The sequence below is a fragment of the Brevibacterium sp. K11IcPPYGO002 genome (genome assembly GCF_050920635.1).
GTDB lineage: Bacteria > Actinomycetota > Actinomycetes > Actinomycetales > Brevibacteriaceae > Brevibacterium.
The window spans coordinates 2,493,832-2,515,841 of record NZ_CP131929.1 but is presented as its reverse complement, the minus strand read 5'-3'; the positions used below and the strand labels follow the sequence as shown (position 1 = coordinate 2,515,841).

General features: G+C 61.5%; 17 protein-coding genes. 6 read left to right on the top strand and 11 right to left on the bottom strand.

Annotated elements, in window-relative coordinates:
* Positions 1 to 623: 623 nt before the first annotated feature.
* A complete protein-coding gene (locus tag QYM46_RS11380) occupies positions 624 to 935 on the bottom strand; it encodes a putative quinol monooxygenase (protein ID WP_158040203.1) in 312 nt (103 codons plus the stop codon).
* 107 nt (positions 936 to 1,042) lie between these two features.
* Here QYM46_RS11380 and QYM46_RS11375 point away from each other — a divergent pair, with 107 nt between their 5' ends.
* Complete coding sequence (locus tag QYM46_RS11375) at positions 1,043 to 1,984, top strand: GlxA family transcriptional regulator (RefSeq protein ID WP_432789017.1); 942 nt, start codon at positions 1,043 to 1,045, stop codon at positions 1,982 to 1,984.
* 365 nt (positions 1,985 to 2,349) lie between these two features.
* Here the strand turns inward: QYM46_RS11375 and QYM46_RS11370 are convergent, their stop codons facing one another.
* Positions 2,350 to 3,063, bottom strand: a complete 714-nt coding sequence (locus QYM46_RS11370; RefSeq protein ID WP_432789016.1) for an aspartate/glutamate racemase family protein — start codon at positions 3,061 to 3,063, stop codon at positions 2,350 to 2,352.
* A gap of 110 nt (positions 3,064 to 3,173) precedes the next feature.
* Between QYM46_RS11370 and QYM46_RS11365 the strand changes: the two genes are divergently transcribed.
* From QYM46_RS11365 to dctP, 4 genes are all read left to right on the top strand, one after another.
* Complete coding sequence (locus QYM46_RS11365) at positions 3,174 to 4,202, top strand: LysR family transcriptional regulator (protein WP_432789015.1); 1,029 nt, start codon at positions 3,174 to 3,176, stop codon at positions 4,200 to 4,202.
* Complete coding sequence (locus tag QYM46_RS11360; protein ID WP_432789014.1) at positions 4,202 to 4,696, top strand: TRAP transporter small permease; 495 nt, start codon at positions 4,202 to 4,204, stop codon at positions 4,694 to 4,696. The genes QYM46_RS11365 and QYM46_RS11360 overlap by 1 nt, the downstream gene beginning before the upstream one ends.
* Positions 4,696 to 6,291 (top strand): TRAP transporter large permease, encoded by a 1,596-nt coding sequence (locus QYM46_RS11355; protein ID WP_432789013.1) that lies wholly within the window; start codon positions 4,696 to 4,698, stop codon positions 6,289 to 6,291. The genes QYM46_RS11360 and QYM46_RS11355 overlap by 1 nt, the downstream gene beginning before the upstream one ends.
* Positions 6,292 to 6,432: 141 nt before the next feature.
* A complete protein-coding gene (dctP, locus tag QYM46_RS11350; RefSeq protein ID WP_169252582.1) occupies positions 6,433 to 7,710 on the top strand; it encodes a TRAP transporter substrate-binding protein DctP in 1,278 nt (425 codons plus the stop codon).
* Positions 7,711 to 8,100: 390 nt separating this feature from the next.
* On the opposite strand, the gene QYM46_RS11345 is transcribed toward dctP, so the two are convergent.
* A complete protein-coding gene (locus QYM46_RS11345) occupies positions 8,101 to 9,327 on the bottom strand; it encodes a hypothetical protein (protein WP_432789012.1) in 1,227 nt (408 codons plus the stop codon).
* A 536-nt stretch (positions 9,328 to 9,863) separates the two neighbouring features.
* Here QYM46_RS11345 and QYM46_RS11340 point away from each other — a divergent pair.
* Positions 9,864 to 11,879: an ABC1 kinase family protein gene (locus QYM46_RS11340; RefSeq protein WP_169252580.1), complete on the top strand. Its 2,016-nt coding sequence runs from the start codon at positions 9,864 to 9,866 to the stop codon at positions 11,877 to 11,879.
* Between the two features lie 55 nt (positions 11,880 to 11,934).
* Here the strand turns inward: QYM46_RS11340 and QYM46_RS11335 are convergent, their stop codons facing one another.
* From QYM46_RS11335 to xsc, 8 genes are all read right to left on the bottom strand, one after another.
* The gene (locus QYM46_RS11335) at positions 11,935 to 12,831 is read right to left on the bottom strand and encodes an ABC transporter ATP-binding protein (protein ID WP_248278904.1); all 897 of its coding nucleotides are present in this window, start codon (positions 12,829 to 12,831) and stop codon (positions 11,935 to 11,937) included.
* Complete coding sequence (locus tag QYM46_RS11330; protein ID WP_248278903.1) at positions 12,831 to 13,745, bottom strand: ATP-binding cassette domain-containing protein; 915 nt, start codon at positions 13,743 to 13,745, stop codon at positions 12,831 to 12,833. Before QYM46_RS11330 ends, QYM46_RS11335 begins: the two co-directional genes overlap by 1 nt.
* Positions 13,742 to 14,656 carry an ABC transporter permease gene (locus QYM46_RS11325; RefSeq protein WP_211167988.1) on the bottom strand — a complete coding sequence of 305 codons (915 nt, stop codon included), beginning with the start codon at positions 14,654 to 14,656 and terminating at the stop codon, positions 13,742 to 13,744. The genes QYM46_RS11330 and QYM46_RS11325 overlap by 4 nt, the downstream gene beginning before the upstream one ends.
* On the bottom strand, positions 14,653 to 15,693 hold the full coding sequence (locus QYM46_RS11320) for an ABC transporter permease (RefSeq protein ID WP_432789011.1): 1,041 nt from the start codon (positions 15,691 to 15,693) through the stop codon (positions 14,653 to 14,655). The genes QYM46_RS11325 and QYM46_RS11320 overlap by 4 nt, the downstream gene beginning before the upstream one ends.
* Positions 15,694 to 15,695: 2 nt before the next feature.
* Complete coding sequence (locus tag QYM46_RS11315; RefSeq protein ID WP_432789010.1) at positions 15,696 to 17,264, bottom strand: ABC transporter substrate-binding protein; 1,569 nt, start codon at positions 17,262 to 17,264, stop codon at positions 15,696 to 15,698.
* 102 nt (positions 17,265 to 17,366) lie between these two features.
* Complete coding sequence (locus QYM46_RS11310; RefSeq protein WP_169252578.1) at positions 17,367 to 18,311, bottom strand: CobW family GTP-binding protein; 945 nt, start codon at positions 18,309 to 18,311, stop codon at positions 17,367 to 17,369.
* 4 nt (positions 18,312 to 18,315) lie between these two features.
* Positions 18,316 to 19,965: an amidohydrolase gene (locus QYM46_RS11305; protein WP_432789009.1), complete on the bottom strand. Its 1,650-nt coding sequence runs from the start codon at positions 19,963 to 19,965 to the stop codon at positions 18,316 to 18,318.
* A gap of 198 nt (positions 19,966 to 20,163) precedes the next feature.
* Positions 20,164 to 21,984, bottom strand: coding sequence for a sulfoacetaldehyde acetyltransferase (gene xsc / locus QYM46_RS11300; RefSeq protein ID WP_432789008.1), 1,821 nt, complete (start codon positions 21,982 to 21,984; stop codon positions 20,164 to 20,166).
* Between the last annotated feature and the right edge of the window lie 26 nt (positions 21,985 to 22,010).

Sequence of the window (22,010 nt, the reverse complement as noted above, 5' to 3'; positions counted from 1 at the left end):
TCTTTCGGATGGATGGCGTAGGAACCTCCGTCGTCGGGAGACCTCGACGTCTATCTGCGGACCGACGCGCCCGGCCGACCTACACCGTCATCTGAGAAGACCCCTGAAACGTCTTCGACGACGGGACCGGCGAGGAGGAAGGACGCGGTGAGCTAAAGGAATGGAGCTTGCTCGGCTTCGACGCCGCCGCAAGCTCCGGTGAAACGATCGGTACTGGTCGGTCGTCGTCGGTCACCACCGGATGGCGGCGTCCCCCACACTCGGCGTTTGCGCAGGTCAGCGGCTCGTTCGCCCAGTGGGCGCATCGAGCGATAGACGCAAAGCCGACGTGATTAGGTCGTCGGTTCGATTCCGACAGGCGGCTCCGGCGAAAAGCCCCTGACCTGCGGAAACGCAGGGCAGGGGCGGTTCGGTTCTGGTGGTCGCGCGATGCGCTGGCCTCACGGCTCTGCCCGGCACCGACGTCGCTTTCCTCTGCGATGGACCCCTCGCCGGCTGAGCGCTCGCGGCCGGCATCCTGTCCGTGGGCCGATAGGCCGCGCACCGCTCGGCAACGCAGCATGGCGTTGGGTCGCGACCTGGCGACGGCTCGGCGGGGCGCGATCGCCTCGTGCGTTGGCGGACTACGGGAGCTTGGACGCGAGGACGTCGGCCGCCAGGATCTCGGGTGCTGCGCTGAGGAGGTGCTGGTTGGCCGTCAGGGCTGCGACGATGGCGCCGTTGGCGTGGGCGTCGCGAGCGGCTTCGTCGGGGAATGCATCGAAGATCCAGAAGGTGTCGGCGTGGGTCCTGACCGCGAACCAGACAATCGTTCCTACTTCTTCGTTGGCGAGTTCGACAGCGCCGGCGAGCAGATCGGCGAGCGCGTCGTGCTGTCCATCGGCCGCGACGATCTTGGCGACGAAGGCATACGGAAGTGATGCGGGTGTTGACATGAGGGACTCTCCTTGAGGTCGTGGTTCTTTGTGGGACGAGTTCAGCTTATGACGAGCGAGGGCCGGTGGGTAGTGGCGTATACGGCAGTATCGCTATTGTTTACGTCATGCGTATTGGACTGATCGCGATTGACGGCTGCTTCGGTTCGGCTATCGCGTCGATCATCGACATCGTGCGGGTGGCCGACGGAGCCCGCGGCGATGTCGACCCGCGGATCGACCCGATCGAACTCGCCATCCTCGGGCCGAAACGGCGAGTGACCACGACGGCATCGATGACCCTGTCGGTGGACCACCCGCTGTCGGAGTCCGCAGAGTTCGACGTGGTCGTCGTCCCTGCGCTTGGAACCCTTACGGCCGCCGCTACCAACGACGTCCTCCAGAGCCGAGATGCTCGTTCGGTCATCGCCTCGCTCGGGCGCCTCGACGAGGCGACCACCCGGATCGCCGCGGCGTGCACCGGCGTGTTCGCTGTCGCCGAGACCGGACGGATGCATCATCGGCGGGCGACGACCAGCTGGTTCCTGGGGCCGGAGTTCCTGAAGCGCTATCCGACCGTCGCCCTCGATCTCGACACCATGGTCGTGGTCGACGGGAACCTCGTCACCGCCGGCGCCGCGTTCGCCCACATCGACCTCGCGCTCTCACTCGTGCGATCGATCAGCCCCGACCTGGCCCAACACGTCGCCAAGCTCCTCATCATCGACGAGCGCCCGTCGCAGGCGGCCTTCGTCGCCTACGAACATCTCCGGCACGAGGACCCGATCGTCGTCGAGTTCGAACGCTTCGTGCGCGCCCGCCTGGACGAACCGTTCAACGTCGCCTTCGTCGCGCAGTCGCTCGGCACCAGCCGGCGCACCCTCGAACGACGAGTTCGTGCGGCGCTCAACCTCACTCCGCTCGGCTTCGTCCAACGGCTTCGCATCGAACGAGCTCGGCACCTCTCAGCAACCACGGACCTCACCTCCGCCGAGATCGCGCTACGGGTCGGCTACGCGAACGCCGAGACTCTGCGCTCCCTCCTGCGTAGGGAGCGACGCCGTTCCTGACCTATCGCCATGCCTGTAGCCGGTGTGCTAGTGCTCGACTGGAACCACCTCTCAGCACGTCGCGTCGACGCTCCTGCGTCACCCCTGGACGGCCCACTCGACACGCCCGCAGCACAGGCCATGTGACGTGTCCCGGCTTCCCGAACGGTCGGGGTCGGGTGGCTGTGATGTCGCTGCGTTCTCGTCGAGAGGATGAGCGGACCCGATCAGAGTCGATTGGGATAAGACGCGAAGGCGGTCAGGTCAGGGCGGCCGAAGCCGGCCGGCGGGGTAGCGTCGGACACTCCATTTGAAGGCGCACCGTTCTTGACCGATGCGTTTTGGCTCGTGGCGATCACCGTTCCGATCGTCGCAGTCTCCGATGTTCAATGCCGAATGGTTACAGGCTCGTCCGCCATTATCCACTCGACGATTGCGGCAACATGAGCATCGACCGAGTCGAGGGCCGGTAGGGGAGCGGTCTCCGGTGGGACTAGCAGGCCGATCTCCGTGCACGACAGGGCCACAGCGTCAGCGCCACGAGCCTTGAGGTCGTTCATGATTTCGACGTAGCGGGCTCGGGAGGCATCGGTGAACTTCCCTTGGGTGAGTTCATCCCAGATGATCTGATCGACCTCGAGGCACGTTGCCTCATCCGGTACCAGAGTCTTGATGCCCTGTGCTTCGAGCCGGCCGGTGTAGAAATCCTCGAGCATCGTCCATCGGGTGCCCAGAACCGCCAGCGTCGAAAAGCCCTGGCGCTTCGCCATAGTCGCGATCGAATCGACCATGTGAATGAGAGGCGCATCGACCTGCGCCTCGATCGCCGGAGCGCACTTGTGCATGAGATTGGTGGCAATCGCAACAGCCTCGGCACCGCCATCGACCAAACGCTGCGCCGTCGAGGCCAGCGACGCATCACTGCCTGCCCAATCGTTGGCCTCCTGCAGCTCCCGGATATCTGCGAAGTCGCACGAGTCGAGCAGGATCTGCGCGGAATGGTGACCACCGAGCTGCTTAGCCACTGCATCATTGATCTTCGTGTAGTACTCGATGCTCGAATGCCAGCTCATTCCACCCAGCAGACCGATCCTGCGCATACTCCAACTCCTCGACTTGGCAATGACTTCAACGCGACTTCTTCCAGTGTGGTGCGCATCATCTGCCTTCGGTAGGCCCAGTTCCCACTGCTGTGTCATAAGCTGGACTTATGGCTAATGTCTTCGAGCAGGCTCTCGACCTCGGCGAGCCCAAACGCCTCCTGATCTTCGGCGCCATCGCCGAGGCAGGCAGCATCGGTGCCGCAGCCCGCGAACTCGGCTGGTCCCAACCAGCGCTGTCCCAGCACATGACTGCGCTGGAGAAGGACCTCGGGGTCACCCTCTTCGACCGCACCCCGCGAGGCATCCGCCTCACCACCGCCGGCCAACTCGCTCGCATCCGCTCAGGCGAGGTGGCCGCCTCGGTGACGGGGTTGCGCAGTGACCTGGCGAAAGCCTTCGGACTCGGTGGACGCAATGTCCGCCTTGCAGGCTTTCCCAGCTTCGTCATCGGTCCACTGGCCGCGGCGCTCGGCAGGCTCGAAGCCAATGCGGGCACAAGTACGGACTCACCGCTTCACCATTCGTACGAAGTCTCCGAGGCCGAACCGCCCGAAGCACTGCGGATGCTCGACGACGGTGACATCGATATCGCTTTCCTCTTCCATCACGAAGACGAAGCCCCGCCTGAGCTGGCCGGACATATGACTGTCGACCTCGGGGCCGACCACCTCGACCTGCTCGTTCCCGAACGGTGGAACCGAGCCGGGCAGATCCAACACCTCAACGATGTTGCCGAACTGCCGTGGATCATGGGATGCGTGCGCTGCCGGTCGACCGCCGAACGCCTCTGCCGCACCGCCGGCTTCGAACCCCGTACCCGGCACATCACTGACAATCCCGGCGCCATCCAATCACTCGTCTCCAACGGACTCGGCGTCGCGTTGCTGCCTCGGAGCGCCCGCCGGTATTCCCAAATCCCCGGCATCGATCCCATCGCCCTTGCTGAGGCCGGCGCGCGTCGAGTCACCGCGATGATCCCCGACGGGCTGGCAGACGCCTCCGAAGTCGTCGACCTGATCGATGCGTTGCGAGCTTCCGACGTCACCGGCGGTGGGGCAGGCGCGGATGGCATCGTCCCAGCCGTAAACAGTGCAGGCGCCACCGGCACCTTGACCGACGGCTACAGTGACTCTTGATGAGCACGTTCACCAAAGTCCTCGATAGGTGGCTGACGGTCACCACGGCCGCGGCGATCATCGTGATGATGCTCCACATCGTCACTCACGCCCTGGCCCGGTCGATCTTCCACGCCCCGATCTACGGCACCAACGAGATCGTCGAATACTGGTATCTGCCGATCGTGGCACTGCTCGGCATTCCGGCGGCTCAGCTACAGAAGGAACACATCACCGTGACCATGGCCATCGAGAGGGCGAAACCCGCGACCGCCGCTCTCTTCACCGTGTTCGCGTGCATCCTCGGTGCCCTCGTGTCCGCGGCCTTCGCCTGGTTCGGGCTGATGAAAGCCCTGGAGAACACGGCGATCGGATCAACCGCCGACGTCTCCGCGGTCATCACCTGGCCCGTGTACTACCTCGTGCCGATCGTATTCGTCCTTCTCGTCGTGCTCTATATTCTCGATGCCGTCGCCATCCTCCGCCGCCGGCGCACCGAAACAGGGGAGGAGTAGTGAACGCCAACACCGACCTCACCGGTGCACCCCTGCCGCCAGAAGACGCGAACACCGCGAACATCATCGGCACGACCACCCAGAAACCCACCACCGCGCTCTTCCCGTCAGGCTCCCGCCGCGAACGCCCCGGCACACTCTCCCTGACCATCGGGTTCGGACTCATCGTCGTCTGCCTCGCCGGCCTCTTCACCAGCCCATCCGCGGCCATCGGAGGCGCCTGGTGCATCGGCATGATGCTCGTCCTCCTCTTCCTCTCCGTCCCTGTAGCCATCGCTTTGTCCGTGCCGTCGATCATCGGCGTCTACGCCGTGTCCGGCATCCCGGCGACGATGAACATCCTGGCCACCGCCCCATTCAGCGCAGTCTCTGACTGGTCGATGAGCGTGCTGCCCATGTTCATCTTCATGGGCATGCTGCTCACCCAATCTGGACTCTCCGGCAAGGTCTACCGCGTCGCCGACCACTGGTTCTCCTGGCTGCCCGGCGGAATCGGCATCGGCACCACCTTCGCCGGTGCGGGACTGTCGGCTGTGACCGGCTCGACCATCGGCATGACCTACGCCCTGGGCCGGGCCGGCATCCCCGAAATGCTCAAAGCCGGCTACGACCGCCGCATGGCCGTCGGCACGATCATGGTCTCCGGAATGACCGGCAACCTCATCCCACCCTCGATCCTCATGGTCGTCTACGCCGGCATCGCCTCCGTCCCCGTCGGCCCCGCCCTCATGGCCGGAGCCGTCCCCGGAATCCTGCTCGCCGTCTGCTTCGCCGCCTTCATCTTCGCCATCGGCGTCATCGCCCCGAATCTAGTCGGCCGCGGCCCGGACGCCCAGAATCCAACGAACAACAGGGACACCACCCGCCCCACGACCACCTGGCGCGACCGCTTCACCTCCCTGACCGGCGTGTGGGGGTTCGCAGTCATCCTCGTCGTCCTCTTCGGCGGTATGTTCTCCGGCATCTTCACCCCCACCGAGGCCGGAGCCGCCGCCGCGCTCTGCTCACTGCTCCTCTGCCTGTGGGAAAAACGGGGCGAACAACCGTGGCGGAAGGTCGCGGATTCGGCCATGGATACGGTGGCGGCCACCTCGGCGATCTTCTTCATCATGATCGGCGCGACCATGCTCACCAGCCTGCTCGCCATCACCGGACTCGCCCCCATCCTCACCGGCCTCATCACGGACCTCGGGCTGTCGCGGATCGGATTCCTGCTCGTCCTCATCGTCCTCTACATCGTCATGGGCATGTTCTTCGACACCCTGTCAATGATGCTGCTGACCATCCCTATCCTCCTGCCCACCCTCGAGACGATGGGCGTGAGCCCGCTGTGGTTCGGAGTCTTCGTCGTCCTCCTCGGCGAGTTCGCCATGGTCACCCCGCCGGTCGGCATCATCCCCTACATCGTCCACTCGATCGCGAAGAACCCCGAGGTCAACCTCGGTGCCACGGTCACGCTGCGCGACATCTTCACCTCCCTGCTGTGGTTCTTGCCCGTGGCCGTGGTCTTCCTCATCCTCATGATCACCGTGCCCGGAATGACCGAATGGCTGCCCGACCTCATCAGCCGCACCAGCGGCGGAATGGCCGGATAACCCTCGCCGAGGCGGCCGTGCCCATCCGTGCCATGTGTCGTCTGTGTGGCTGCCGCAGGGTGTGAGCGGACTCATGGTTAGGGTGACCTCATTCAGGCATATGATTGGAGGGAATTCTCAGCTCTCGTTCAAAGGAGTCCCATGAAGCGCATCCGCACGGCAGCACGCCCCGCCAAGGCCATCGCGGCGGTCGCATCCCTGGCACTGTTGGCCGGGTGCGCCGGTTCCGTCGGCGGCGACGGCTCGGGTTCAGGAGACTCCGCGGGGGAGGGCTTCGCCTATGACGCCTCCCAGGATGAGATCGATGAGGCTCTGGCCGATCTTGACCCGGTGACGATCAAGTTCCAGCCTTCGGCGATGTCGGAGAAGTCGATCCTCGCGCCGAACGGACTCGACGTGAAGAAGGCGATCGAGGAACGCTCGGGCGGAAAGATCACCGTCGACATCGTATGGGGCCAGGCGATCGCCAGCTACGCCGACGTCGATGACGCTCTGGCTGATGGGCGAGTCGATCTCGCGTTCACTCTGCCGTCGTACACCCCGGCCGAGTACCCGGCCTTCGACGCGATCGGCACGGCCATGTCGACGTTGCCGTCCTCGCCGGTGGCCAGCGATCTGGCGGCGAACGCGGCTGGCGTGCAGGCTGCGTGGGAGACGCCCGAAGTGCTCGAGGAGTTCGAGAAGAAGAACCTCGTTCCGCTCATCCCGATGCTCGCCGCGGGTGGGTACTCGACGATGTGCTCGAAGCCGATGACCTCGCTTGATGATTGGAAGGGCAAGCAGGTGCGTGTCGGTTCGGCTGCAGCGGGCAAGCAGGTGACCGATCTGGGCGCGACTCCGGTGTCGCTGTCATTCCCCGAGACCTATGAGGCGCTGCAGCGCGGAACCGTTGACTGCGATCTCGGTCAGTTGGCTCCGAACGTCGAGGCCGGCACCTTCGAGGTGGCCCCGAACATCGGTGTCGCCTCGGATGCGGGCATTGCTCGCTCGGCCGGAGCGATCACGGCGGGAAAGAAGTATTCGGACCTGCCGGTGGCTTACCAGCAGGTCATCTTCGACTCGATGTCGACGACGCTTAGCACGATGATGGAGGTCGTCATCGGAGCGAAGGCGCAGGCCGTCGAGCAGGCGAAGGACAACGACGGTTCGGTCGAGCCCTTCGACGATGACGTGCAGAAGCAGATGGCGAAGTACGCGAAGACCCTGTCGGATAAGACGGCGGAGAAGGCAGGCGTCGCCGACGCGCCGAAGACGCTGGGCACCGCTGGTTCGGAGTGGGCGAAGTCCGTGTCCGAGCTCGGCTACGACGACAAGGGCGACTTCGCCTCACTCGATGAGTGGTATCCGGAGGACGCGAACTACGACAAGTTCGGCGACGAGCTGTTCGAGAAAGTCATGGCCGAGCATCGGCCGGGGTAATTAGCCGAGTCTAGAGTTCGGCGACCCGCGCCTCGAGTTTGAGCTGGGCCCGTTCGAATTCGGTCCCTTTGTTCGCGGAGTGTGCAGTTGAGATGAGACTTGGGAATCATGGTCGGCCATCCACGGACAAAAGCGGAATCATTCAGACCTGTCTTTGCAGTCAAATTTTCGCAAGACAAAGCGGATGTGTCGGTTCCTATGGAAACGATGAATGCTGTCGGCGCCCACCAGGGGGGAGAACTCGAATTTGCCACAGTTTCTTCACGATAGCGGAACGTATGACCTATCAGGCGAATAGTTCGGCATTGCTCGGAGCTTGAGTCATCTTGTGGACCCCATGGCCGGGTCTCAACTAAATTTTCGAGTTTGATTCGATCTGTTGATGACTGGTCATAGTTGAAACCAACCTATTTTGGGGCCGTAGAAAGCTACCAGCAGCAGCGCCAAAGCTTCCACGATGGCCACAAGTATTGGAATTACCCAGCCCGCAATGTGCAATCCTCCCGAACGGTCAGAGGAGTACTTTCGATGCCAAGTAGCACTTGCGGACAGAAATAAAGCTACGAACGGTATGGGACTGAATAGGATTGCCGATCCTGCCAGAATTCTCCAGGTCTCGCTATCCGAGCGATGGTGCTCCTTCTCCCGCTCATATCGTTCTCTGAGAAGTCTAATTTGGGTACGTGCGAAGTCCAACATGGCTGCGGGGTAGTCTCTTTTGATTCGCAGCGTGCAGAGAAGTGTCACTGTGGCAAATGACGGAACTGCAACCAGCATTCCGTAGGCGATAGGCGGTATGTAATCCTCTGGTCCAGCGGACGATCTTACAAAGGGCAAAGCAAGGATTATGGACTGTATGGAGACGAGCGTAATTGCAAGCACCGGGAGGAGGACCTGGAAGATTGCTTCCATGACCCTGCCCCGAAGGATTGTCGGTATTGCCTGAGTACTGACAATGATTAGACCTGTTGTGCATAGGCTCGACAACACTGCAAATGCGAACGTAAGCAATCGTTGCTCAATGAGCATCCAGGCAACCCCAGTGCCAACCGCGACAAGTAATGAACCGAAAATTATACTGTTCAAGATCAGTGCTGCACGCGGCCTGTTCCGAGCCATTCCGTGAATTTTCACTTCTGTGGCCCTCAGGGAATCGATTCTTGCCTGTCTAAGTTTCTGAGCGAGTCGTTCCTTGCGGGCTTCTTCTGAAACTATGGTTACTGCATCAGAAGCAAAGATCAGTGCAAGTACCGCCACAAGTGGAATCCCGATGGCTGAGGCAAGGTTCAGGGTCCCCGAGGACGTCGACGATACAATGCTGTCAATTAGCACGTAGGGGACAAGGAATGCCGAGCCGACTGCGATTAAGGTAGCGACGGGTCCCCAGAATTGGCGTTGTGAGACGGCGTCGTCCTTTGTGAATCTCTCAGGGTCGCGAGGAAGTCGTAGGAAGACTTGGACCGCAACGGCGGCAGTGATTAAGAGAGTAACAGCAACCCCTGCGGCTTCAAGATTTGCTGAAGGGTACGGGATTGTGGGCGTCGATGTGCTCGCACTTGTCTTGTTTGAAATCAATGCAAGAAACCACTGGATGGCATATAGCGTTCCAGCTGCCACGCCAACAAATCGGAACGTTGAATACATCGACCGCGAGTACTGATCAATCTCGCTGTCTGGCAATTGAGACTCCACCCGGCTGGGGTTGGTCGATCGCTTTGCTCTACGGCGTCTTTTCAAGATGTATCGCTGTCCCCCTGTCATCCAACCAGTATATACAATGTGACTTGTGCTCTTGCTCGTCCGAGCGTCGAATACCATCAGCTCTGTGAAGTTCTATGAGGCGGACGCTACAGGTTCGACAGCTGCGCGGCTGTCTGCAAAAGTCGAGCGAAAGGTCCGATCCGCGAATGAGCATATGAGAGGAAATGCGGCTAGCGCGCGAGCTCCCGGCGCGGACAACAATCAGCATCACGAGATCTGGAGACGTTGGATTGCCACTTGGCATTAGCGATGTTCACGTCTACTGGTCAGCATGCTCCAATGCAAATTTCCGTTGGGTTGTTCCGGCATCTATTAGGCTGGTCACTGTGTCCAGCTTCGGCCCGCCTCCCGTGGACGGCGGCGCGGACCACACACGACGGAAGGGCTGACGGGTGACGATCCTCTACACCATCGGACTGGGCGTCCTCAGCGCGCTCATCGTCGGATTCCTCGTCCGGCGGATGATGATCACCGGCACCGGGGCCGCCCGCAACACCATCGTCTCTCTCATCATGGGCCTCTCGATCTGGCCGATCACCCTCCAGGCGTACAAACTCCTCGGCATCTCCGAGTCCGATCAGTACCCGAACCTGTCGATGAGCTTCCCGGCGATCATGGTGTTCCTGCTGCTCTTCGCGTGGTTCATCGTCATCCAGATGTTCGTCCTCCTGGCGATCGAACTCATCATGCCCTCGGGTACCCTGAGCTCACTCATCCGCAACGCGCCGAAGATCCCCACCTGGTACCGCCGCGTCAACCGCCTGGCCCAGATCCAGTCGATCCTCATCAAATTCGGCCTCTCCCGCTACCTTCGACCCAGAATCCCCACCCTCCGTGTCTCCCTCCGCGAGATCGCCGCCACCACTCGCGACGCCCTGGCCGCCTCGGGGGTCACGTTCATCAAGCTTGGCCAGTTCATCGCCACCCGCGGTGACATGATCCCGCACGAATTCGTCGAGGAGTTCTCCACCCTCCAGGCCGGGGTGAAGCCCGTTCCCTTCGCCGAGGTGAAGGACCAACTCGAGGCCGAATGGGGCCGTCCCGTCGCCGAGGTGTTCGCCGAGTTCGACGAGAAACCCTTCGCAGGTGCCTCCGTCGCCCAGGTCCACCGCGCCGTTACCTGGGAAGGTCGTGTGGTCGCGGTGAAAGTGCAGCGACCGAAGATCCGCAAACAGGTCCGAGCCGACTGCGATATCGTCCTCACCCTGGCCGACCGGCTCGACCGCACCACCGACTGGGCGAAGAAGATCGGCATCGCGAAGCTCGCACGCAGCTTCGTCGATTCCCTGCAGGGTGAGCTCGACTACCGCGGCGAACTCGCCCACATCGAAGCCCTCCGCCTCGCCGATGAGACCGGTCGGTCGACGACGAAGACCGAGTCAGTCGTTCAAATCCCTCACGTGTACAAGGAGCTCTCCGGCCAGTTCGTCATCGTCATGGACCTTGTCGAAGGTTCCCCTCTGTCCCACGGCGCCGAGGTGGTCGACCACCTCTCCGAAATCGCGCGCAGAGAGATCGCCCAGGACCTCTTCCTCATGGTCGTCCGCCAGGTGCTCGGCAAGGGCATCTTCCACGCCGACCTCCATGCCGGAAACATCGTCGTCTCGAGCGCGGGCCGTGCTGGCCTCGTCGATTTCGGTGCCGTCGGACGCATCGACAAACGCGATCGCAGGGCAATCGCACTGCTGCTCATGGCCTTCGATTCTCAGAACTCACAGGCGGCGACCGCTGCAATCCTCGAACTACTCGGCACGCCGAGTGAGGTGAACCTGCGCGAGCTGCAACGTGAGATCGGACAGATCATGCTCAAGTATGGCGATGGTGCCCCTGGCTCGACCTCAGCGGCGCTGTTCGGCGAGCTCATCGATTTCGTCGTCGACTTCGGATTCCCGATGCCGGCCTCCGTGGCGACGGCGTTCCGTGCCATCAGCACCCTCGAAGGGTCAATCACTCGCCTCGTGCCGGAGCTCAACCTGCTGGCGCTGGTGACTCAGAACGGTAAGACGTTGCTGCGCGAGGTCGGGGGACTGGGAGTCGACCGACACGAGATGACGCTCTACGCTGCTGCGACCGCACCGCAGATCGCCGAGCTGCCCGGCCAGATCTCGCGCATCGCCGGGCATCTGCAGGACGGTACTCTCGACGTCGGCACGAGCGGACTAAACATTTCAACGATCAAGAATCTGCTGGTCTCGACCGTCGAGCAGTTCATTCAAGTGATCGTCTCGACCGCTCTCATCCTCGGCGGAGTGATCCTCATGGCCGCCAACTTCGGGCCGGCGTTGGCACCAGAACTCAAACTATTCACGTACTTTGGCGCCTGGATGCTCCTTGCCGGCAGCGTCATCGCGGCGCTGGTTCTCGCGCCGGCGCTTAGACAGCGCATGACGTGGGAAGGGCTGGGGTAGCCGCCACCGGCTGAGGACTCCCCACCAGTCCTCCGCGTCGATGGCACTTGGGCACCTATTCGGTTGCCACGAAGTGGCCGCCTCCCAGATCCTGAAGTGTCACCTTTTCAGGTCCTTGATCCTCGGGCCAGACAGGGCTGGGAATTTCGCCGGCGATGAGGGCGCGCTCTCGTCGTTGTCCCGGGTCTGCGATCGGGGCGGCATCCATGAGGCGCTGAGTGTACGAATGCTGAGGGTTCTCGAATACCTGTCGCCGCGGGCCCATCTCGACGATCTGCCCGAGGTACATGACGGCAACGCGATGAGCGATACGTTCGACGACTGCCAGATCGTGGCTGACGAAGAGATATGACAGGTCGAGATTCTGCTGCAGTTCGATCATCAGGTTGAGCACCGTAGCTCGCACAGACACGTCGAGCGCGGAAACCGCTTCATCGGCGACGATGAGGCTCGGATTGAGTGTGAGCGCACGAGCGATGCAGATGCGCTGCCGCTGCCCGCCGGAGAACTGGTGCGGGTACTTTCGCATGTCGTCGGCACTGAGCCCGACGAGTTCGAACAGCTCGGCGACACGGTCATCGGGATGGCTGTTCGACGAGGCCCGGTTCAGTCGCAGCGGATCGCCGACGATCTTGCCCACGGTCTTGCGCGGATTCAGACTGGCGAAGGGATCTTGGAAGATCATCTGGAGATGACGACGGTGCGGCCGCAGACCCTTCGTTCCAAGGTCGGTGATATCAGTGTCGAGCAGTCTGATCGTTCCGCTGTCGGGTTTCTGCAGTCGCATTGCCAGATTCGCCAATGTGGTTTTGCCGCACCCGCTCTCACCCACGAGGGCGAAGGTCTCTGCTTTGCCGACATGGAAGCTGACATCCTCGACGGCGTGGACGCGCATACCGCCAGAAATCGAGAAGCCCTTGATCAGATTTTCGACTTCGAGAATTCTCGCCATCAGGAAACCTCTTCCTTATCAAGATGAAACAGCGCGGGGGAGTCGGTGCCGTTCATCGAGCCCAGTTTCGGAACAGCGCTCAAAAGCTTCTTCGTATATGGGTGCTGAGGATTGTGGAAGATGTTCTGCACGCTGTCGGTCTCGATCTCATGTGACTTCCGCATGACCAGGACCCGGTCGGCGATCTCTGCCACGACACCCATATCGTGGGTGATGAAGATGATCCCAGCGTCGAGGTCGTCCTTGAGCTCGCGCAGCAGAGCGAGGATCTGTGCTTGGATCGTTACATCCAAAGCGGTCGTCGGCTCATCTGCGATGAGGATTCGTGGTTGGCATGCGAGAGCCATGGCAATGACCACTCGTTGCCTCATTCCGCCTGACATCTGATGGGGATACTGGCGAGCGCGTCGCTTCGGTTCAGGGATGCGCACTTTTTCCATGATTTCGATGACGCCCGTCTTGGCTTCACGGCGAGACATTCCCTTGTGGACCCGGAGAACCTCGGCGAGCTGATTGCCCACCGAATAGACCGGATTCAGCGAAGTCAACGGCTCCTGGAAGATCATCGAGATGTCATTGCCGCGGATAGTGCGCATCGTCCTTTCCGCCGCAGTGCGCAGATCGACGGTGTCACCGTTTGCTCGAGAGAACCTCATCTGGCCGTCGGTGACCTTTCCCGATGACGACAGCTCGACGAGACGCATGATGGCAAGGGACGTGACCGACTTACCCGATCCTGATTCACCGACGATGGCTAGGACCTCTCCAGCACTGACGTCGAAGGATATGTCATCGACGGCAATGTTGTCCTGGAACTTCACGGACAAGTTCTTCACGGACAGAATCGGTGTATCACCCCCGCCGTGTTCGTGTGTGGCTCCGATGGAATCAGCAGTGAGCGTTGCGGTGTTCATCGTTCACGTCCTTTGGGGTTGAGGGCGTCGTTGAGGCCGTCGCCGGAGAGGCTGACACTGAGGACAGCAAGGAAGATTGCCAAACCGGGGAACGCCACCGGCCACCACGCAGTGAGCATCTGTTCACGGTTGTTGCCGAGGATCAGTCCCCAACTCATCGTGTTCGGATCACCGAGACCAAGGAAGCTCAGCCCTGCCTCAAAGAGCATTGCCTGACCGATGACGAGGGTGGACATGACGACGATCGGCGGCAGAGCGTTGGGCAGGATCGTCTTCATGATGATCCAGAAGTCCCCGGCACCTGCAGCACGATCATTCCTGACATAATCGAGTTCGCGAATCCGCAGGAACTCCGCTCGAGTAATGCGCATCGTCGCGGGCCAACTGACGACTCCGATAGCGATAGTGATGGTCAAGAGGCTCGGACTGAACAGAGTGACGAGGACCATGGCGAGCAGCAGCGGCGGCAGGACCTGGAAGAACTCGGTGATGCGCACAGCGACAGAGTCTGCCCAACCGCGATGGTAACCGGCGAATCCCCCGAGGATGATTCCAATGGTCGTCGATAGGATGGCGGCCACCACACCGACGAGCATGGTGGCTCGTCCGCCGTAGAGGAGTTCAGCGAAGAGATCACGTCCCAAGGCGTCAGTTCCCAGCAGCAGATCGGACTCTCCGGGCGCTTCCATCGGGATGCCGACGATTTCGAACGGATTGTTCGGATAGATCATCGGCCCGAAAGTAATGGCGAGCAGGATAATAGCGAGGAGTGAAAGGCCGACGAGGGCCACCCGGTTGCGCCGGAACAATGTCCACGCCGTCGTCGGACGTTTCCTCTTCTGCGTCGCCGCGGTGGGCGGCTCTTCGGGCTGGTCTTGACCGGTGCCCGGCAATGACATGATGTCGGTCATTGTGGCCCTCCTGAGATAGCGATTCTGGGATCGATGATGCGGTAGGCCACATCTGTGACCAGATTGGCGATGATGACGAGCACGGAGCTGGCCAGGAGGATCCCGAGAATCACGGGCGTGTCTCTGCGGAGGATCGATTCGAGCAGGAGTGAACCGAGTCCCGGCCAATTGAATACGACCTCGATGAGTACCACGCTCGAAAGCAGCGCACCGACATGGAGTCCGAGCAGAGTGACGACTGGCAGCACAGCATTACGCAGCGCATGCTTGAAGATGACGACTTTGCCTCCCAATCCTTTTGCCCAGGCCGTGCGGATGTAGTCGGAGTCGAGGACCTCGAGCATGCTCGTGCGTGCCGTGCGGCTGTAGAGCGCCACATAGATGAGTGCCAAAGCAGTGGCCGGGAGGACAAGATGCATCGTCGTATCCCACATCTGCGGAAGGGTATGCGGGGAGACAATGATCGAGTTCATTCCCTGGATCGGGAAGATGGGAATGGCGATCGACAATGCCAGGAGCAGGAGCACTGACGTCCAGAACACCGGAGCGGCAAAGCCGACGAGGGCGATGACCGTGACGAAGTAACTGAGAATCCCTTGTGGTTTGATCGCGGCGACGACTCCGAGCAGCGTGCCGATGATGAGTCCAGCGAGCATTCCGGTTCCGGCGAGGAGAACCGTGGGGTACAGCCGCTCACCGATGAGAGCCGTGACGTCCTGGCCGAAGTAGAACGAATAGCCGAGGTCGAAATGGGCGATCTGGACCAGGTAGTGCCAGAGCTGAACGATGAGCGGATCGTTGAGCCCGTAGGCTTCTCTGATCGATTCGAGCTGTTCGGGAGTCGTGCCGCCGGATTCGCCGGCGATGACGGTGGCAGGATCGCCCGGAGCGAGGTGAATGAGGATGAAGTTGAAGATGATGACTGCGAGCAGGAGGAGGACAGCCTGGGCGATACGGGAGGCAATCGAGCAGCCTCTGGCCAGCGCCATGCTCCTGCGTCCCTTGAGCTTGATCTTCGGTGGGGCGGTCAATGACATGGTCAACCTTCTATCAAGGTGTCGAGCAGCGGCGACATGATGCCGAACGGGCCATTGGGTGGATTCTTCACAGCGTTCGAATAGATGTTGCGGTACGTCTGATTCTCAAGTGGAAGCACGGGAAGTTCATCGGTGAGAATCTTCTGGACCTTCGAATAGTCGTCTTTGCGTGTCTTTTCGTCAGGCGCGGCGGCGGCCTTCTTGAAGAGCCGGTCGACGTCCTTATTGCAGTACTGGGACATGTTCGCCCACAGAACACCCTTCTTGATGTTGCTGCACACGTAAGTGCGTTCGACTCCGACTGCCGGGTCGCCCCAGTTCCAGACATTGTCGAGCGTCATATCGTAGTCGTAGTTGGACACACGACTGCCCCACGTCGGTTCGTCTGCGGAACTGCGGATTCTGACGATGACTCCGACTTCTTTGAGATTTGCTTTGATGGTCTCGGCCACACTCGACGCCATCTCGGCGCTTCCAGGAAGGTAATCGAGCTGGATGGTGAATCGCTTGTCGTTTTTGTCGAGCGGGTATCCGGCGTCGTCGAGTAGGTCCGCTGCTTTGTCGAGATCGCGGTCATAGCGCGGCATCGATTCATCGAAGTAGGGGCTGCCGCTGGCGATCGGACTCGTTGCAGGCTCGAACTGTCCGCGGTGGAGTTTGTTGGTGAGATAGTCACGATCGATCGCGTAGGCGATCGCCTGCCTCACCCGCTTGTCGGAGACATACGTGCTCTTCACATTGAACCCGAGCCAGGAGATCGAGCCGATGCCCTCGTACCCCTTGTCCGCGACCGTGATGTCATCGACGTTCCCCAGGCGGGAGAGAACAGATGGGGTGTTCGTGACCATCATGTCGACCTCGCCCTTCTCCGTAGCCAGGGCAAGAGTGTTCTCATCGCCGATGATCTCGAAGAGCACCTGTCTGGGTGCATCGTCGTTGGGCAGGAAGAAGTTATCGACCTTGTCGAGCACGATGCGTTTGCCTTCGATATTGCTGGACAACCGGTAGGGGCCTGAGCCGACCACATCGTGCGCATTCTGCGGATGGTCGGCCACCGTGTCATCGCTGCCGTAGACGTGCTTGGGGATGATGGGAAGGAATGGCGGGCTCATCGCCATCATCAGCGCGGGATGCCGTCGGGACATCTTGATCACCACGGTGTGTTCATCGGGGGTCTCGACCTTTGTGACTGGTCCGAAGAGGTTGGCGCCGAACGGGTGTTCCTTCTTCACCACACCGAGCGAAAACGCCACATCCTCGGAAGTGATGGGCTGTCCATCGTGGAATTTCGCATTCTCGACCAGATGGAGGGTCATCGTCTTCCCATCAGCTGATTCCTTCCAGGACTTCGCGAGATACGGCTCGGGTTCGAGCTTGTCGTTGAGTCGAATCGGGCTGGCGAACAGCTGCGTACCAGGGGTGGCTGTCGCCAGCCCGGATTGGACAGCAGGATTGAGGACACGTGGTGCCGACCGGGTGCCGAAGATGAAGGTGTCATCGCTGGTGCCGACCAGTGCTGACGGCGCGGCGCAGCCGCTCGCCGTGAGTGTCAGCGCTGCGGCGATCGCCAAGGCCGGCGTGATCCTGCGGGCCGTCGGACGCCGTCGCGGTCTGTCCGCGTGGTTCCTTCTCCGGATGAACTTCATTGTTCCCTTTCTCACGGTTGTCAGCGGCTATTCGCCGACCTGTCCGTGAAGTGCTCGTGCCAATTCGTTCACTGGTGCGGGAGTTTCGGTATGGCTGCCGACGGCTATGAGGACGAGGTGCCCGGGTTCCGTCGAGTCGGCGCCGCCAGAGGCGACCTCATCGGTCGCGCATCGCGTACCGTCGTATTGGATGAGGAATCGGCGTCCTGTGTGCCGGCTGTCGGGAAAGATTCCCTTGGCGCGGACGAAAGTCTCCGGAAGTCTCTGCACCAGTGCACAGAGTCCGTCCGGATCGATTGCCGAAGCGGTCGTGATCGTCCACGAACTGTGGTCCTGTCCGGCATGGTCAGAGGCAGACGCATGCTTGGAAACCGTTGGATCCTCCGCTGGGCCTTTCCGCTGCTGCGTCGGCTCTCCAGGCAGGAGTTCACTGCGGTCGATGACTGCGGCATCGATTCCAGGCTGAGAGGTCAGCCATTCCGTGACTTCTTGCACCCTCTGGTCGTCGACGAGGTCGGTCTTCGTCAGCAGCAGCCTGTCGGCGCCACGCAATTGTGAAAGCACTGTTTCGCCCACCCATTTGCGGTTGACGTCCCGGCGAATCGACGTGACATCCGCACAGACGACGACGCCGCCCCTGGAGAAACCTGGATGATCTCCCCAGCGTGCTACGACATCAGGTTGGCCTACTCCACTGACTTCGACGAATACAGATGTCGCCGGGGGAGTCGCGGACTTGATTGCCTCGATAGCTGCAGCCATTCCATCTGAGAGATCGCAGCAGATGCAACCGTTGGAGATCTCCACCATTCGGCCGTCTCTGGAACCGACGATCTGGGCGTCGATATTGACGGTGCCGAAGTCATTGACGATGACGGCTGTGCGCTCGCCGTCACGCCGATCAAGGATCTCGTTGAGGAGGGTCGTCTTCCCCGCACCGAGGTAGCCTCCGATCACTGTCAACTCGGTCACGGGTTCACCTGACCGCCGAGAAATGTCGACCGGCAACGACGGTGCCGCGGACCGTGATCTCACGCAGTTCTGATGGTGAGCATTCGTATGGATCTCGATCGAGGATTGCGAAGTCCGCGAACTTACCTGATTCCAACGTGCCGACGAGGTGGTCGAGCTTGAGCATGTAGGCTGCACCGATCGTCACAGCGTCAAGAGCATCGGGCACGCTGATTCGTTCGTGTTCGCCGAGGATCCTGCCGCTGGGCGTGGCACGTTCGGCTGCGTAGGACGCCGTCGCCAAGGGATCAAGTGGAGTGATAGGTGTATCGCAGTGGAACGAGATCGGCACTCCGACGCGCAGCGCGGTGGCCGCGGCATCCATCCGCTCGGCACGGTCGGGTCCGAGGATGAGATCGCGGTGCTGGTCGCCCCAGTACCAGATGTGGTTCGAGAAGATGTTCGCACACATGCCCAGTGCCTTCATCCGGCGATACTGCGCAGGTGTGGACAACTGGCTGTGTGTGACCGTGTGGCGGTGGTCCCAACGTGGAACCTCCCGCAGTACTTGTTCGACGGTGTCGAGGTAGAGCTCGGTCGCCTCGTCGCCATTGCAGTGGACATGCACGAGTGCACCGGCCGCGTGATAAGCGCGGAACGCTGTGTAGAACTGTTCGGGGGAGGACAGCCAGATGCCGTTGTCGTCACCGGAGATGTAGCCGGGATCTTGGAGTCGCGCGGTGAAGCCCTGGATGGATCCATCGAGGAAGAGCTTGACCCCGCCGAGGCGGACCTTGTCGGTGCTCGTCGTCGCCAACTCCGCGACTCGCTCGGCTTCGTCGGCGGCGTCTCCGTTGCCGCCCATCCCACCCCCGCGGTGGAACAGGGACAGCCGAACTGGATATGACTCATCATCGATGATGTCGCGATGTGCCTCGAGATCTCTTGTGAGCACGAACGGATTTCCGAGGTCGGCAGCTGTTGTGACGCCGTGGTTGCAGGCGTCGGCTCCGAAATTCCGTAATGCGGACGCGCTGAATTCTCCACCCAGAACTGACGTGGCGCTCTTAACGAGAGCGATCGCCGGCGGCTCCTGCAGCTCACCTGTGGGCTCACCGGCTGAATCTTTGACAACGCCCTCGACAGGGCAGTCTCGGTCGATGCCTTCCTGCCTGAGCATTTCGGAGTTGACGGTGGCGAGGTGACCGCTTTGATGCATGATGAAGATCGGACGCGTATTCGACACGGCGTCGAGGTGTCGGCGGTCGAGTCGATCGCCAGGCAAGAAGATCGGATCGAGGCCCCAGGCGCGCAGAACCTCGCCCTCGTCGAGTTTCGAATCGGCTTCCCATAGCCTCTCTTGGACTTCTTCGATGCTCGTGCAGCCGGTCCAGATCTTTCCGTCAGGTCCCTTCCGCGTGTAAAAGCCGATGTAGGTCTGCTCCCACATTCCGCCGCTTTTCGCATGCGCGTGGGCTTCGACCATTCCGGGGAAGATCACCGAGTCCGCGTAGCGATCGTCGATGCGTGACGGTCCATGGGCCTCGAGTTCGTCCAGCGAGCCGATGGCTCGGATACGGGAACCGCGAACCATGATCGCTTCGGCGCTCGGACGCGCGGGGTCAAGCGTCCGCACCAGTTTTGCGGGATAGATGACTTGCTCGGACGAATCCATCTTTGTGGCCAGCCTTCTGCGGACTCGTCGTCGTCGACGAACCGCGGTTTGGAATTAGAGAGGTTAAGCATTCGTTTCGGCAGTGACGCCAGACCTGGGGTCATGAGTCGACGTCACCAGGGGTGATGGTGTTCGGGCACCGAAATGTAGGCGGCGCCCGAACACCACCGGCCAACAACGGCCATGGCGACTACACGATCACACGTAGTCCTTGTACTTATCGAGGGTGCGAACCGGCTTGCGCAGAGCATCGCGGCGGAAGGGATCGCCGAGCTCCTTCGTGCACATGATCTCGATGACCGTGGTCTTGCCTTCGTTCATCTGAGCGTCCACGGCCTTCTGCAGGGCCGGGCCCACCTCGGCGAGATCGTCGACGACGATGCCGTCGGCTCCCATCGACTCGGCCATGGCTGCGAAGCTCTCACCATTGTCGAGCTCACCGGCGATGAAACGATGACCGTAGAACTCCACCTGATTCTTCTTCTCCGCACCCCACTGCCGATTGCGGAAGACCACTGCGGTGACCGGAATGTCGTGGCGGACTGCGGTGAGCACCTCGACCATGCTCATCGCCCAGGCGCCGTCACCGGCGTAGGCGATGGCCGGACGTTCGGGGGCGGCGCGCTTGGCACCGATGATCGTCGGCAGCGCGTAGCCGCAGTTGCCGAAGCTCATCGGAGCGAAGAAGCTGCGGGGGCGTTCGAAACGCAGGTAGCTGTGGGCGACCGAGTTGATGTTGCCGATGTCGGTGGAGACCATGACGTCGGCGGGCATCGCCTTCTCGAGCTCGCGCAGCACCTGACGTGGATGCAGCCAGTTGCCCTCCTCTTTCTCCGCCTCACCGATGGCGTCGAGAGAGAACTCGTCCTTCTCATGAGTCCAGGAATCGAGCTCGGCCTCCCAGGCATCTTTCTCCGCCTTGATGAGGCCGGCACGCTGGTCCTTCGTGGCGTCGCAGGCGACCTCGCGGGCGTTGAGACGGGCGAGGAGATCCTCGGCGACGGCCTTGGCGTCACCGCAGATGCCGACATCGATCTTCTTAACCAAACCGAGCATCTTCTGATCGGCATCGACCTGGATGATCTTCGCATTGGTGGGCCAGTAGTCGAATTCGTACTGGGGCAGTGTGCCGAACGGTCCCAGACGGGTGCCCAGCGCGAGGACGACATCGGCCTGGTTGATCAGCGTCATCCCGGCCTTCGAGCCTTGGTACCCCAACGGTCCGGCCCACAGCGGGTGGCTGGCGGGGAACGAGTCGTTGTGCTGGTAGCTGTTGACCACGGGCGATCCGAGGCGCTGGGCCAAGGCGATGCACTCATCGACGCCGTCGGCCATGACGACACCGCCGCCGGAGACGATGACGGGATTCTTCGCCGAGGCGAGCAGTGCTGCTGCCTCTTCGAGGGACTCCGTACCACCGGGTCCGCGGTCGATCTTCTGCGGCTGGGGAATCTGCGGATCGCATTCCCCGTAGAAGAAGTCACGGGGGATGTTGAGTTGGGTCGGACCCATCTCCGACTTCGCGCGGTCGAAGCAGCGGGCGGTGAATTCGGACATGCGGGACGCGTTGGACACATGTCCCTGGTACTTCGTGAACTCCTGGAACATCGGCAGCTGATTCGCCTCTTGGAATCCACCGAGCCCGATCGAGTTCGTGCCCGCCTCCGGGGTGACGATGACGACCGGCGAATGTGCCCAGAAGGCAGCGGCGATCGCTGTCACGCAGTTCGAGATGCCCGGCCCGTTCTGACCGGTGACCACCCCGTGACGTCCCGATGCGCGGGCGTAGCCATCGGCCATGTGCGCGGCGCCCTGTTCATGGACCACGGGAATGAAGTCGATTCCGGCTGGGGCGAAGATGTCCATTGCGTCCATGAACGCCGAGCCCATGATGCCGAAGATATCGGTGACACCGTTGGCCACCATCGTTTCGACGAAGGCCTCTGAAGAGGTGATCTTCTGAGTGGTGACCGCGTCGCTCAGCGCCGCACTCTCGGTTCGATCGGCCAGTTCCGTCATCGCAACGTCTCCTGTTCATCCTAGGA

What these genes read in the sequence shown, in the direction of transcription:
- QYM46_RS11380 (WP_158040203.1), bottom strand. Translation starts at nt 935, where the DNA reads ATGTCAACACCCGCATCACTTCCGTATGCCTTCGTCGCCAAGATCGTC.
- QYM46_RS11375 (WP_432789017.1), top strand. Translation starts at nt 1,043, where the DNA reads ATGCGTATTGGACTGATCGCGATTGACGGCTGCTTCGGTTCGGCTATC.
- QYM46_RS11370 (WP_432789016.1), bottom strand. Translation starts at nt 3,063, where the DNA reads ATGCGCAGGATCGGTCTGCTGGGTGGAATGAGCTGGCATTCGAGCATC.
- QYM46_RS11365 (WP_432789015.1), top strand. Translation starts at nt 3,174, where the DNA reads ATGGCTAATGTCTTCGAGCAGGCTCTCGACCTCGGCGAGCCCAAACGC.
- QYM46_RS11360 (WP_432789014.1), top strand. Translation starts at nt 4,202, where the DNA reads ATGAGCACGTTCACCAAAGTCCTCGATAGGTGGCTGACGGTCACCACG.
- dctP (WP_169252582.1), top strand. Translation starts at nt 6,433, where the DNA reads ATGAAGCGCATCCGCACGGCAGCACGCCCCGCCAAGGCCATCGCGGCG.
- QYM46_RS11335 (WP_248278904.1), bottom strand. Translation starts at nt 12,831, where the DNA reads ATGGCGAGAATTCTCGAAGTCGAAAATCTGATCAAGGGCTTCTCGATT.
- QYM46_RS11330 (WP_248278903.1), bottom strand. Translation starts at nt 13,745, where the DNA reads ATGAACACCGCAACGCTCACTGCTGATTCCATCGGAGCCACACACGAA.
- QYM46_RS11325 (WP_211167988.1), bottom strand. Translation starts at nt 14,656, where the DNA reads ATGACCGACATCATGTCATTGCCGGGCACCGGTCAAGACCAGCCCGAA.
- QYM46_RS11320 (WP_432789011.1), bottom strand. Translation starts at nt 15,693, where the DNA reads ATGTCATTGACCGCCCCACCGAAGATCAAGCTCAAGGGACGCAGGAGC.
- QYM46_RS11305 (WP_432789009.1), bottom strand. Translation starts at nt 19,965, where the DNA reads ATGGATTCGTCCGAGCAAGTCATCTATCCCGCAAAACTGGTGCGGACG.
- xsc (WP_432789008.1), bottom strand. Translation starts at nt 21,984, where the DNA reads ATGACGGAACTGGCCGATCGAACCGAGAGTGCGGCGCTGAGCGACGCG.